Raw genomic sequence first — 13,256 nt, forward strand, 5'->3', positions numbered from 1 at the left:
CCAACCATTGCGACGCGGAACGGGACCCAGGGTGAAACTCGCGCTCGTCAATCCCAACACCAATGCGGACACCACCGCGGCGATGCTGGCGATTGCTCGCGATGCGGCGCCGCCGGCGGTGCAGGTCCAGGGCTTCACCGCTGCCTTCGGCGCGCCGCTGATCCAGAACCCGCCGGCCCTGGGCTTGGCCGCAGGGGCGGTCGAGGCCCTGGCCGGTTCGCTGGCCGGGTTCGACGGCGTCATTGTCTCGGCCTTCGGCGACCCGGGCCGGGACCGGCTGGCGGCGGCGCTGCCCGCTCCGGTCGTCGGCATCGCCGAGGCCGGCATGGCACTGGCCGCGCGGCGCTCCGGCGGGCGGTTTGCGGTGGTCACCACCACGCCCGACCTGACCGAGAGCATCCGCGAGACCGCGCGCGCCTATGGCCATGGCGAGGCCCTGGTGGCCGTGCGCACCACCCGCGGAGACGCCGCCGCCCTCATGGCAGACCCGCCGCGGCTGCAACAGGCCCTGGCGCAGCTGATCGCGGACGCGGTTGCGCAGGACGGTGCGCGGGCCATCGTCATCGGCGGCGGGCCGCTCGCCCTGGCGGCCCGCCGGCTTTCGGGCCGGTTTGCGGTGCCGATCATCGAACCCATTCCGGCGGCGGTCGCGCATCTTTGCCGGCTTCTGAAGGCGCCGGAAGCGGAAAACGCCGCGCGGCCCGGCCGCTGACGCGAGCGGCAAAATCTTGCTAGGCTCGGCCGGCAATCGCTCGACACCATCGCCGTCGACCCTGCCGATACGGGCCGGCGGCCAACAGGAGGAACAGGCCCATGAGCCCGTTGTTGCAGGGACATATCGCGGTCGTCACCGGCGGCGGCTCCGGCATCGGAGAAGCCATCGCGCTCGGCTATGCGGAGCAGGGCGCGACCGTCGCCGTGCTGGACGTCAACGCCACGGCGGGCGCCGACACGGCCCGGCAGATCGCGACCGCCGGCGGCCGCGCCACCAGCCTGGAGGTCGACGTGACCGACCGGGCCGCCTGCGACGCCGCGGCGGCTGAGGTGCAGCGGCAGTTGGGCCCGATCTCGATCCTGGTGAACAATGCCGGCATCAACCGCCGCACGCCGATCACCGGCGACAAGGCCGCGGTGCGCCAGGACTGGGACGACATCATCGACCTGAACATCAAGGGCGTGTTCAACATCACCCACGCCTTTCTGGACCAGTTGCGGGCGACCAAGGGGCGCGTGGTCAATATCGGCTCGATCCAGTCCTTCGTGCATGTGCGCTGGCCGAACTCGGCCGCCTACACCACGTCCAAGCACGGCGTGCTGGGCTTCACCCGCGCGCTGGCGGCGGAACTGGGGCCGGAGGGCATTCGCGTCAACGCCATCGGCCCGGGCATGATCGAAACGCCGCTGAACAAGGCCGCGCGCGAGGCGAACCCGGACATGGTGGCCCAGGTGATGAGCCACACGCCGCTGGGGCGCCCCGGCAAGCCCGGCGACATTGTCGGGCCGGCGATCTTTCTCGCCTCCGATCTGGCCGCCTACGTGACCGGCGGCATCGTCATGGCGGACGGCGGTTTCCGCAGCGTCTAGTGGGCTTTCGGCTCTGGTTGAGCCAATCTCCTGCCTCATCTCCCGCGGAAGCGGGAGCCCATGCCTGAGAGCTTCTCACAGGACACGGACTCTGTACTGGTTTCTCAGGCATGGGTCCCCGCTTGCGCGAGGACAGGGAAGATGGCGTGGCGAGCCAGCGGGAAAAGAATCCGCTCCAGGCCCGCGGTTGTGACGGGTCTTGCCGGTTGTCTGCCACAACCCCATGTGTGGTCCTGGATTGCGAAGGGCACCTTCCGGGACGAAGCATGGCGACTTGGCTGGACCTCGAACGGGAATTGCGGACCTGGCGGGCAGCCGGTGAGACACCCACTTTCTGGTGGCGCGACGACGATGCCGACGCGCCGACCGCGGCGCTGGAGCGCCTGCTGGCGCTGGCCGACGGGCATGGCGCGCCGCTGCATCTGGCGGTGGTGCCGCGGGACGTGTCGCCGGAACTGGCGCCCCTGCTGGGGCAGTCGGGCGAGGTCTATGTGCTTCAGCACGGCTTTGCGCACGTCAATCACGAACCGGCCGGCGCGCCGGCCGCGGAGGTGGGGCAGGGCCGACCCGCAACCCTGAAGCTGCGCGATCTCCGCGAGGGCTGGCGCCGGCTGCGGGCGGCGCAGTTGCCCAACCTGCTGCCCGGCCTGACGCCGCCCTGGAACCGGATTTCCCACGATACCGTCGTGCAATTGCCGCGGCTCGGCTATCGCCTGCTGTCGACCGGCTATCCGCGCAAGGCCCGGAAGGCGGCGCCGGGCCTGCATCGTGTCAACATCCATGTGGACCCGATCCGCTGGAAGCGGGGGCCGGAATTCCGCCAGGTCGAGGGCACGCTGGAATTGCTGACCGAACATCTCGCCCGGCGGCGACTGGGTGTGGTCGATCCCGCCGAGCCGACCGGCCTTTCCACCCACCATCTCCAGACCGGCGAGCCGGTGTGGGAGTTCCTGGACCAGCTTCTGGAACGCCTGACCCACCGGGAGCGCGGCCGATGGGTGCGTCTCGCCTCCATCCTCGAATCCGGTTAGAAATTTCTCATGGTCGACGTCGTCTCAGCCCATCCCGACCAGCGCGATGACGTGGCGCGCTTCATGCAGACCGTGTTCCCGCGGGCGAAATGGCCGTTGGCGGGGTGGCAGGCGCTGCTCGCCGGCCGCTGGAACCGCCCGGGCGACCCGTATGCCATCGTCGCCATGGACGGCGACCGCATCGCCGGCGCGCTGGCCATGATCATGGCGGAGCGCATGACCGACCGCGGCCCGCACCGCACCGCCAATCTCAGCTCCTGGTATGTGCTGGCCGACTATCGCGGCCAGAGGGTCGGCCAACGCATGCTGGCGCTGGCGCTTTCCGACCCGAGCGTGACCATCACCGATTTCACCGCCTCGAAAATGGTGATCCCCGGGGTCCAGAGGGCAGGGCTTCGGGTGCTGGACCAGGAACGCTGCCTGTGGCATCGCTCGGCCGATGCGGGGGCGCGCTGGCCGATCCATCGGGACCCGCTGGCTCTGGGCGAGGCGCTTGCCGCCGCCGATCGCCGGGTGCTGGAAGACCATGAGGGCCTGTCCCTGACGCCGCTGGCCATCGAGACGCCGGACGGGCTGTGCGTTCTCATCCTGTCGGTGCAGCGCAAGGGCCCGGATTATCTCACCTATGAGGTGCTGTATGCCGGCGACCGCGTGTTGCTGACCCGGTATGCGCGCGCCATTGCCGACAGCATCCTGCCGGATGACGGTGCGGTCTTCTCCGTCGACCGGCGGTTTCTGACCGGACCGGTGGCGTGCGACCGCGAGCAGGAAATCCCCGTGCCGCGGCTGTACCGGCCCGCCCAGTTGGAACCGGGCGAGATCGACAAGCTGTATTCGGAAGTCGTGCTTCTGAACATGAAGCTGGACTGACGTCCGACCGCTGGACCGAACCGCCCGCGGCTACGCCCAGCGTGCCGTGTCGGCGCGATCGTCGGCGGTCAGCAGCGTCGTGGTATGGACCATGGTCCAGTCGCAGAGATCGTAGCGGCGGCTGAGCTTGCGGCGCACCTCTTCCTCCGCGGCACCCTGCGGGATTTTCGAGCGCTCCCACATGGCGAGGTCCGGGCGGCGGGTCAGCAGCAGCGAGCGCACCGGCGCATCCGCCGCGCCACCGTCCGGCTCCCGCAGCCGCCAGAGGCCGATGACCTGCGAGTCGTAGGACGCCTCGAACCCCGGCCAGGCACCCGCGCAGAGGGCCAGGAACTCGTCCCAGTGCCGGGCCGGCGTCTCGAACCAGCGAAAGGCGAAATTGCCCTGGCGCCGCGGCGGCTCGATCCGCTCGGGGCGCAGGGTCGGGGTCATGGCAGACGCAGACGCCTTACGGATCGAACCCACATCCTCCGTCAGCAGGCGGGCGGCATGGTCCGCGCCGGCGCCGCCCGGCCAGGCGGTGATGACGTTCAACTCGTCCCGCGGCGCGCCGATCTGGCTGCGCCAGATGCCGAACAGCACACCCCCCGCCGTGGCGAGCCTTGGCGCGGCGTCGGCTTGCAGCGCCTGGGCGACATCGGCCCAGGCGCGGGGCTCGCACGCCAGCCGGTGGTGGACGTACAGGTCCGTCAAGGCCAGAGGCCCCCGAACCTCAGCGGCCGGTCGGCAACTGGTCGAACGGCACGTCCTTGTCGACGCGGATATCCTGCGGCAGCCCGAGAACCCGCTCGGCGATGATGTTGCGCAGGATCTCGTCCGTGCCGCCGGCGATGCGGCTGCTGGGCGAGGACAGCATGGCCTCCTGGAACATGCCGGCCATGGGCTGGTCGTCGGTCAGGCGCACGCCGCCCTGCTCCAGCAGGTCCATGGCGAAATTGGCGATGTCCTGGCGCTTGTTGGCCGAGATGATCTTGGTGATGGAGCTTTCCGGCCCCGGCGTCTCGCCGCGGCTGAGCGCGGTGATGGTGCGGTACTGGGTCAGTTCCAGCCCTTTCATCTCCACATACCAGTCCGCCAGTTTTTCGCGCACGCTGGCGTCCCGGATCGCCGGGCCCGTCTCCAGGTCGAGCGATCGGGCCAGCGCGAAAATCTCGTTGAAGTCCGGGGGCGGGGTCTGGCCCACCGCCAGACGCTCGTTCATCAGCGTGGTGAGCGCCACGCGCCAGCCCTCGCCGACCTTGCCGAGCCGCTGCGAGTCCGGCACGCGCACGTCGGTGAAGAACACCTCGTTGAAATTGCTGGTGCCGCTGATCTGCTTGATGCGGCGCACCTCCACGCCCGGCGACTTCATGTCCAGGAAGAAGAAGCTCATGCCCTTGTGCTTCGGCACGCTCGGGTCCGTGCGCAGCACGATGATGCCGTAGTCGGAGAAATGCGCGCCGGAGGTCCAGATTTTCTGGCCGTTGATGATCCAGTCGTCGCCGTCGCGTACGGCCCGCGTCTTCGAGCCGGCCACGTCCGAGCCGGCTACCGGCTCGGAGAACAACTGGCACCAGATCTCCTCGCCCTTCTGCGCGGCGGGGGCATAGCGCTGCTTCTGTTCCTCGGTGGCATAGGCCAGCATGGTCGGGATGCACATGCCGAGGCCGATCTCATAGACGCCGCGCGGGGTGACGTAGTTCGCCTCCTCCTGGTTGTAGATCACCTGCTGCATCTGGTTGCCGCCCTGGCCGCCATACTCTCTCGGCAGGGTGATGCCGGCAAAGCCGCCGGCGAATTTCTTCGCCTGCCAGTCCTTCGCCAGGGGCACCAGACCGTCCTGGCCGTATTGGACCTGGAAGGTCTGGCCGGGCTTGCGGCGTTCGGCGTTGGCGTCGAGCCAGGCACGGACATGGGCGCGGTATTCGGCTTCTTCGCGTGTGTCGCTGAAATCCATGGGTCGTGATCCTTTCGCCGCGTCAGGCCGCGTTGCGCTGTTCGAGTTGGGCGACCAGCCGGTCTTTCCATTTGCGCTCGCCGCCGATGGTGAGGGCCAGATGCTTGGCGCGGCGCAGATACAGGTGGCAGTCGAACTCCCAGGTGAAGCCCATGCCGCCATGGGTCTGGATATTCTCTTCCGCCGCGAAGCAGAACGCTTTCGAGCCGGCGACGCGCGCCGCAGCGGCCGCCACCGGCAGTTCCGGCGCGTTCGTGGCCAGCGCCCAGGCGCCGTAATAGGCGTTGGAGCGGGCCAGTTCGGTCTTCATATAGACGTCGGCCAGCTTGTGCTTGATCGCCTGGAAGCTGGCGATGGGCCGGCCGAAGGCATAGCGGTTGAGCGCATACTCCTTGGCGTCTTCCAGGCATTTCTGGGCGCCGCCCACCTGTTCGAACGCCAGCAGCACGGCGGCATGGTCCAGCACGGCGTCCAGATGGCGCCAGCCGTCGGCGGCGGACCCCAGCGGCGCGGCCGGGGCGCCGTCGAAGACGAGGGCGGCGTGCGAGCGGGTCGGGTCCACGGTCTCCACCGGCTCCCGCCGGACGCCGGGGCCGGCGAGATCCACCAGGAACAGGCCGACGTCGCCGCCGGATCGGGCCGCGACCACGGCCAGGTCGGCCACGTCGCCGTCGGCGACCGGGGTTTTGGTGCCGGTGAGCTTGCCGCCGGAGACCTCCGCGTGGATGGTTTTCGGCGAGAGGGGGCCGTTGCCCTCGGCGGTGGCGAGGCAGCCGATGGTCGAGCCGTCGCAAAGGCCCGGCAGGTGTGCCTTTTTCTGGTCCGGCGAGCCGGCCAGCGCAATCGCCTCCCGCGCCATGTAGATCGAGGACGCGAACGGGACCGGCGCCAGGGCGCGGCCCAGTTCTTCGGCGATGACGCAGAGGTCGATATGGGTCAGGCCGATGCCGCCGTCTTCCTCCGCCAGGGCCGTGCCCATCCAACCGAGATCGGCGATTTTCTTCCAGAGGTCGCGGTCGAAGGGCTCGACGCCCTCCAGGATGGCGCGGGGCTTGGCGTTGTCATCCAGGAAGCGCCGCGCCTGGTCGCGCAGCATGCGTTGATCGTCGGAGAAGTCGAAATTCATCGGAAGCGGGCGTCCTCTGGCGGCGGTTGTCGGTATCAGCCTAGGACAGGGGCCCGGCGCTGCCAAGCCGTGACTTAAGGCGGTGTACCGGCCCATTGCCTTGCTGCCCCGGAGGCCCCTTTCGCGCTTACCCGGCCGTCGCTACCCCTCCCGAGCTTCCCCGGCCGCAGCGGAGCGGAGGGCCGGGGTTTCCGCCGTGTCAGGAGTTCCGCCCCGGCCGGAGGTCCCGGATCGCCCTCCGGGCGTCCGGGAAAGCTCGGTTGCCTTGTGCGCCTCCAGGTAGGCGCATTGGTCGTGGCCGCCCCGGCCAACCCGCTTCCCCGGCCGTAGCTGCCCCTTCCGCGCTTCCCCGGCTGTCGCTATCCCTCCCGCGCTTCCCCGGCCGGAGCGGAGCGGAGGGCCGGGGTCTCCGTCGTGTCAGGAGTTCCGTCCCGGCCGGAGGTCCCGGATCGCCCTCCGGGCGTCCGGGAAAGCTCGGTTGCCCTTTGGGGGTCCGGGAAGGCGCCCCGGTCGCGGCGCCGGCGCGATCAGGGCCGCATCTGGAAATAGCTCGGCCCCGGCGTGCGCAGGGGCGCGGCGAGGTTGGCGAATTCGACCAGCAGTGGACGGGTCTTGCGCGGGTCGATGATTTCCTCGATCCAGAACGCCTCGGCCGAGCGGAAGGGCGAGCGCAGCTTGTTCAGCCGCTCCTCGATTTCTTCCTTCTTGGCGACCGGGTCGTCGGCCGAATTGATGTCCGCGCGATAAGCCGCCTCGATCCCGCCTTCCAGCGGCAGCGAGCCCCAGCGCCCCGACGGCCAGGCATAGCGCAGCGCCAGCCGGCCGCCATTCTTGTGCGCCGCGCCGGCGACGCCGAACGAGTTGCGCACGATCACCGTGCACCACGGGATCGTCGTCTGCCACATGGCGCTCATGGCGCGCACGCCCTGTTTGATGACGCCGGTTTCCTCGGCCTGCTTGCCGATCAGGAAGCCGGGGCAGTCGCAGAGATAGATCATCGGCAGGTGGAAGGTCTCGGCCAGGTCGCAGAACTTCTCGACCTTCTGCGAGGTTTCCGACGTCCAGCCGCCGCCGAAGAACATCGGATCGGAGGCCATGACCGCCACCGGCCAGCCATCGATGCGGGCCAGGCCGGTGATGCAGGACCGGCCGTAATAGCGGCCGATCTCGAAGAACGAGCCCTCGTCCACCAGGGTCTCGACGATCGGGCGCATCTTGTAGGCGCGGCGGATGTCGCGCGGGATCGCTTCGATCAGCTTTTCGTCGCAACGGTCCGGATCGTCGGTCGGGTCGATGCGCGGCGGCAGGCCATAGACCGAGGAGGGGAGGTAGGAGAGGAAGCGGCGGGCGCACGCGAACGCCTCTTCCTCCGTGTCCACCGCATGGTCGATGGCGCCGGCGCGGAGCTGGATCTTGGTGCCGCCCAGCTCCTCCTTGGTGAGCTTCTGGCCGGTCCACTCCACCACCGGCGGGCCGGCGACGAACAGGGCCGAAGTCTTGTTCACCATGACCGAATAATGCGTGGCCGCCAGATGGGCGGCGCCCAGGCCCGCGACCGAGCCGAGGCCGAGGCCGACGCGGGGCACGGTCCCCATATTGGCCACCACCGTCTCCCAGCCGCTGACGCCGGGGACGTTGGCGCGGCCCGTGGTCTCGATGGTCTTGACCGAGCCGCCGCCGCCGGAGCCCTCCACCAGCCGCAACAGGGGCAGGCGCAGTTCGTTGGCCATGCGCTCGCAAAGCTGGTGCTTTTCCTTGATCGTGGCGTCGGCCGAGCCGCCGCGCACGGTGAAGTCGTCGCCGCCGATCACCACTGGCCGCCCTTCCACCTTGGCCCGGCCGAACACGAAGTTGGAGGCCATGAAGCTCTCCAGGTCGTTCTGGCCGTCATACTGGGCCATGCCGGCGATCTTGCCGATCTCGTGGAACGAGCCCTGGTCGGCCAGCAGGGCGATGCGCTCGCGGATGGTGTAGCGGCCGCCATCGTGCTGGCGCTTGATCCGGTCCGGCCCGCCGAGTTGTTCGGCGAACGCCTCGCGGCGGGCCAGTTCGTCCAGTTCCGGCTGCCAGGGGTTGGACTTGTTCTCTGGCGGATTGGCGTTCATCGCAGCGTGTCCTCGAAAGTCGCGAAAAGCATCGGGCGACACTCTACGACTTTTGGCCGAGAGGACAAAGGGGCAGGTGCCCGGAAAGCCCATTCCGCTGCGTCGCGCCCGGTCCCTCTGCCGCGGCCGGACCGTGGCATCGTGTGGGGCGGTACTGCCTTAGTTCTGTCCCATTCCTTCATGGCGGAACCATGGCGGCCCGGCATGACCGGGAAATGACAATGCGGCAAATTCTGGACCATCGAAGCGTAACGGGCTGATCATCAACACAGGATCGCGCCGGTAAATCCGATCTTCTTGTGTCAAATATAAAACACGACAACTTTTGCTTGTGATTTTGAAATTTCTCAAATATGGCCGAAAAATGCATGATAATTGCCGCAATTGGACAAATATTATGGTTTTTGATTCTTAGTCTTGATTCAATTTTCCGCGAGTCGTATTATAGTATTGCACTTATTGTTCCGGAATAACGCAGGTTAATACTGCGCGGAGTCGTATGGGTGCTACATCAAATCTATGGAGTGAGACCATGCGTATTCTAACCACGGTTGCCGTCGCATCGCTTTGCCTTGGCGCGATGCCGGCGCATGCGTTCTTGATCGACGATTTCGATACCGGAACCGGGTTCAACGTGGCGCCGAGCGATCCCGGCCCGACGAATGTTCCGGCCGTAACCGCAATCGGCGGTAGCCGCACCATGGCGATCGATCCCGCCAGCGCCAACGGCACCACGCTGGAAGTGACCACCGGCGGTACGCTGGATCACGGCCAGACCACCGCCGGCGGCGGTTCTTCGTCCGTGACGTGGGATGCGAACGGCGCCGGCCTGGGCGGGCTCGACCTGACCGATGGCGGTCTCGCCACCCTGGTCCGCGTTTCCGTCCTCGGCATCGATGTGGGCCATGTCGACCTGGCCCTCGAAGTGACCGACACCGGTGCCATGACGTCGAGTCTGGCGCTGACCGGTCTGAATGTCGGCACGTTCGATTTCGACTTCGCCAGCTTCGTCGGCTCGGCGGATCTGACCGCGACGGATAAGATCGTCCTGACCATCGCCGCGGGCACCAACTCCGACGTCTCGCTCGACCTGGTCGAAACCGATCAGCTCCGTCCCCCGGTTTCCGAGCCGGGCATCCTGGCACTGGCCGGCGCGGGACTGGTGGGCCTCGCCGTTGCCCGCCGCCGGGTCTAGGCGTCGGGTCTAGGTATCGGGCGCCTGTCCGAGTCGGACGGGCGCCCTTTCAAAGCAAGGGCAGTCCTCCCACCCGGAGGACTGCCCGTTTTCGCGTGAAGTCTGCCGGATGGCCGGCACGGCGGCCGTGGCGCTATTCCGGCCGGATCAGCGTGCCGGCGCCGGTCTCGGTGAAGATTTCCAGCAGCACCGCATGCGGTTTGCGGCCGTCCAGGATGATGGCGGCGTCGACGCCGGCCTTCACCGCCTCCAGGCAGGTCTCGATTTTCGGGATCATGCCGCCGGAAATGGTGCCGTCCTCGATCATGCCTTCGGCGCGCAGGCGGGTCATGTCCTTGATCAGCTTGCCGTCGCCGTCCAGCACGCCGGCCACGTCGGTCAACAGCAGGAAGCGTGCCGCCTTCAGCGCGCCCGCGACCGCACCCGCCGCCGTGTCGGCGTTGATGTTGTAGGTCTCGCCATTGTCGCCGACGCCGATGGGCGCGATCACCGGGATCACGTCCGACTTGGCCAGTTCCAGCAGCAGGTTGGCGTCCACTGCCGTCGGCTCGCCGACAAAGCCCAGGTCCAGCACCTTCTCGATATTGGAGTCCGGGTCGCGTTTGGTGCGCATCAGGCGCTTCGCCTTGAGCAAGTTGGCGTCCTTGCCGCACAGGCCGATGGCGCGGCCGCCGGCGCGGTTGATGGCGGTCACCACCTCTTTGTTGATCGAGCCCGCCAGCACCATTTCCACCACCTCGACCGTGGCCTGGTCGGTGACGCGCAGGCCGTCGACGAAGTCGCTCTTGATGTTGAGCCGTTCCAGCATGCGGGCGATCTGCGGGCCGCCGCCATGCACGACGATGGGGTGGATGCCCACCTGTTTCAGCAACACGATGTCGCGCGCGAACAGGTCGGCCAGCTCCGGATCGCCCATGGCATGGCCGCCATACTTGATCACGAAGGTGGCACCGGCATAGCGGCGCATATAGGGCAGGGCCTCCGACAGCAGCCGGGGCACCTGGACCAGTTCGGATTCGCTCAAGCTCATGGCAACCGCTCTTGTATCGCGGGCCGGGCAGGGGGGGCCTGCCGAAGCCCTTGGAAGTCTGTTGGAACCCGATGTACCCTTGCCGCGCCCGCCTGCGCAACCGCTATCGCGCCCGCGGCTTTGGGAGGAAAAGAATGGTCGCACCCTTGGACCTGTCGAACGGCCAGACGTTCAAGAACGGATTTCCGCACGACTTTTTCGCCGATTTGCGGGCGCACCGGCCCATTTACTGGCACGAGCCGACCGAGCACACGCCGGGCAAGGAGGGGTTCTGGGTCGTCAGCCGCTATGACGACATCGAGCGGGTGTTCCGCCACCCGGACCTGTTCTCGTCGGAAAAGGGCCCCGGCCGCTCCTTCGGCGGCACCACCCTGCTGGACGACCCGGCGGCCGGCAAAATGATGATCCAGATGGACAATCCCAAGCACGCCCGCTTGCGCGCCATCGTGACCTCCGGCTTCACGCCGGCCACGCTCGCCCGGCTGGAACAGGATGTGCAGCGGCTGACCGGGGAGATCCTGGACGGTGTGGCCGAGGGCGAGCCGTTCGACTTCGTCGAGACCGTGGCGCGCGAACTGCCGCTTCAGGTGATTTGCGAGATTGTCGGCGTGCCGCGCGCGGATCGCTTCCAGTTGATCGACTGGCTCGACAAGGGCATTTCCCAGCCGAGCGAAGGCGTGATCGCCACCGAATACTACCGCAAGGTGCGCGACTACGGCCGCGCGCTGGTCCAGGAAAAGCGGCGGGCGCCGAGCGACGACATTCTCTCGATCATCACCCATGCCCGCCTGGAGGATCACCCGGACGGCGGCCTGACCGACCGTGAGCTGGAATTGTTCTTCGTGCTGCTGTTCTCGGCCGGGTCGGAGACGACGCGCAGCGCCATCGGCGGCGCCATGCTGGCCTTCCTGCAGAACCCGGACCAGTTGCAGAAACTGCGCGACGAGCCGGGCCTGATGCGCTGGGCGCTGGAGGAAATCGTGCGCTGGACCACGCCCTCGATTTACAAGCGCCGCACCACCACGGCGGAGGTGGAAATCGCCGGCCAGCGCATCGCGCCGAACCAGAAGGTGACGGTCTGGGAGATGTCGGCCAACCGCGACGAGCGCAAGTTCGACAATCCCTTCGCATTCGACATCGCGCGCAAGCCGAACCGCCATATCGGCTTCGGTGCCGGCGTGCATTTCTGCCTGGGCGCGAACCTGGCGCGCATGGAAATCCGCTGCATGCTGGGCGAATTGCTGCGCCGCTACCGGGGATTCGAACTGGCGGGCGAGCCGGAATGGACGCCCAGCAACCGCCTGCTGGGCCTGAAACGCCTGCCGGTAAGCCTCGCGGCGGCGTGAGGCGGGCGCCAGGGTCTGATCCGGGCGCCAAGGTCTGATCCGGGGGCGGTGCGGAGTTCTCGATCCCGAGCGGGTGGCAGCGCGCGGCCTGCCCTTTCCGCGCTTCCCCGGACGGTGCGAAGCGCCGATCCGAGGTCGCTGACAGTGACCGGCCCGCCCCTTTCTAGCTTCCCCGGACGGTGCGGAGCGCCGATCCGGGGTCTCTATCGGTGTGCGACCGAGGGCGATGGGCCACAAGCGGCAGAGATCCCGGCGCTCGCCTCCGGCTCGGCCGGGAAAGCTCTGTGGCGGTGAGGCTACGCCTGTTGCGGCACAGGCAGGGCGTGTGCGGGTGCGCGGGAGTGGGGGCGAGAACCGCTGCCGACGCTTCTAAGCCGGCAGCGCCAGCCCGGCCAGGAAGGCACGCAATTCCGGCACGCCCTGGCCGGTCTCGGCACTGGTGGCGAGCACGACCGGGTAGGCCGCGACATGGGTGGCGGCCTCGGCTTGCACCTTGGCGAGCGTGGTCTTGAGTTCCGCCGCGCCGGTCTTGTCGGCCTTGGTCAGCACGATCTGGAAGGTGACGGCGGCGCGGTCGAGCATGGTCATCAGTTCGCGGTCGCTGTCCTTCAGGCCGTGGCGGCTGTCGATCAGCAGGCAGAGCCGGATCAGCGACGCGCGGCCCTGCAGGAAGGCGAACACCAGTTCGGTCCAGTCGGCCACCTTCTGCTTCGAGACCTTGGCATAGCCATAGCCCGGCAGGTCCACCAGGGTCAGCCGGTCGCCGAGATTGAAGAAGTTCAACTCCTGCGTCCGCCCCGGCGTCTGCGAGGTGCGGGCGAGCGTGTTGCGCCCGGTGAGCGCGTTCACCAGCGACGACTTGCCGACATTCGAACGCCCGGCGAACGCCACCTCGGGCCGCTCCGCCGGCGGCAGATTGCCGAGGCGGGCGGCGGCCCAGAAGAACTGGCATTCCTTGGCGAACAGCAGGCGGCCGGCCTCGATCGCGGCCGGCGTTCCGTAGTCCTCGGGGTCGAGCGGAGCGCCGGTCATG

General features: G+C 68.1%; 12 protein-coding genes. 6 read left to right on the forward strand and 6 right to left on the reverse strand.

Features of this window, described 5'->3' with window-relative positions:
* The first annotated feature begins 31 nt into the window (after nt 1-31).
* The 4 genes from H6844_08635 (at nt 32) to H6844_08650 (ending at nt 3,485) form a co-directional block, all read left to right on the forward strand.
* Nucleotides 32-712 (forward strand): hydrogenase expression protein HupH, encoded by a 681-nt coding sequence (locus H6844_08635; GenBank protein ID MCB9929466.1) that lies wholly within the window; start codon nt 32-34, stop codon nt 710-712.
* 101 nt (nt 713-813) lie between these two features.
* Nucleotides 814-1,584 carry an SDR family oxidoreductase gene (locus tag H6844_08640; GenBank protein ID MCB9929467.1) on the forward strand — a complete coding sequence of 257 codons (771 nt, stop codon included), beginning with the start codon at nt 814-816 and terminating at the stop codon, nt 1,582-1,584.
* A gap of 266 nt (nt 1,585-1,850) precedes the next feature.
* Nucleotides 1,851-2,615 (forward strand): polysaccharide deacetylase, encoded by a 765-nt coding sequence (locus H6844_08645; protein MCB9929468.1) that lies wholly within the window; start codon nt 1,851-1,853, stop codon nt 2,613-2,615.
* 9 nt (nt 2,616-2,624) lie between these two features.
* Entirely contained in the window at nt 2,625-3,485 is an 861-nt protein-coding gene (locus H6844_08650) for a GNAT family N-acetyltransferase (protein ID MCB9929469.1), read from the forward strand.
* Nucleotides 3,486-3,515: 30 nt separating this feature from the next.
* Here H6844_08650 and H6844_08655 read toward each other — a convergent pair whose 3' ends face one another.
* The 4 genes from H6844_08655 to H6844_08670 all read right to left on the reverse strand — a co-directional run bounded on the left by H6844_08655 (nt 3,516) and on the right by H6844_08670 (nt 8,652).
* Nucleotides 3,516-4,178, reverse strand: coding sequence for a hypothetical protein (locus tag H6844_08655; protein ID MCB9929470.1), 663 nt, complete (start codon nt 4,176-4,178; stop codon nt 3,516-3,518).
* A 19-nt stretch (nt 4,179-4,197) separates the two neighbouring features.
* Nucleotides 4,198-5,421: an acyl-CoA dehydrogenase family protein gene (locus H6844_08660; protein ID MCB9929471.1), complete on the reverse strand. Its 1,224-nt coding sequence runs from the start codon at nt 5,419-5,421 to the stop codon at nt 4,198-4,200.
* A 22-nt stretch (nt 5,422-5,443) separates the two neighbouring features.
* Entirely contained in the window at nt 5,444-6,547 is a 1,104-nt protein-coding gene (locus tag H6844_08665) for an acyl-CoA/acyl-ACP dehydrogenase (protein MCB9929472.1), read from the reverse strand.
* 527 nt (nt 6,548-7,074) lie between these two features.
* Nucleotides 7,075-8,652 (reverse strand): methylmalonyl-CoA carboxyltransferase, encoded by a 1,578-nt coding sequence (locus tag H6844_08670; GenBank protein MCB9929473.1) that lies wholly within the window; start codon nt 8,650-8,652, stop codon nt 7,075-7,077.
* A 532-nt stretch (nt 8,653-9,184) separates the two neighbouring features.
* Here H6844_08670 and H6844_08675 point away from each other — a divergent pair.
* Complete coding sequence (locus H6844_08675; GenBank protein MCB9929474.1) at nt 9,185-9,847, forward strand: PEP-CTERM sorting domain-containing protein; 663 nt, start codon at nt 9,185-9,187, stop codon at nt 9,845-9,847.
* Nucleotides 9,848-9,980: 133 nt separating this feature from the next.
* On the opposite strand, the gene argB is transcribed toward H6844_08675, so the two are convergent.
* The gene (argB, locus tag H6844_08680; protein MCB9929475.1) at nt 9,981-10,877 is read right to left on the reverse strand and encodes an acetylglutamate kinase; all 897 of its coding nucleotides are present in this window, start codon (nt 10,875-10,877) and stop codon (nt 9,981-9,983) included.
* A gap of 134 nt (nt 10,878-11,011) precedes the next feature.
* Between argB and H6844_08685 the strand changes: the two genes are divergently transcribed.
* Nucleotides 11,012-12,223, forward strand: coding sequence for a cytochrome P450 (locus H6844_08685; protein MCB9929476.1), 1,212 nt, complete (start codon nt 11,012-11,014; stop codon nt 12,221-12,223).
* 369 nt (nt 12,224-12,592) lie between these two features.
* On the opposite strand, the gene H6844_08690 is transcribed toward H6844_08685, so the two are convergent.
* Nucleotides 12,593-13,255 (reverse strand): YihA family ribosome biogenesis GTP-binding protein, encoded by a 663-nt coding sequence (locus H6844_08690; protein ID MCB9929477.1) that lies wholly within the window; start codon nt 13,253-13,255, stop codon nt 12,593-12,595.
* Nucleotide 13,256 lies beyond the last annotated feature (1 nt).

The organism is Alphaproteobacteria bacterium (assembly GCA_020638555.1).
In the GTDB taxonomy this organism is placed as follows: domain Bacteria; phylum Pseudomonadota; class Alphaproteobacteria; order Bin95; family Bin95; genus JACKII01.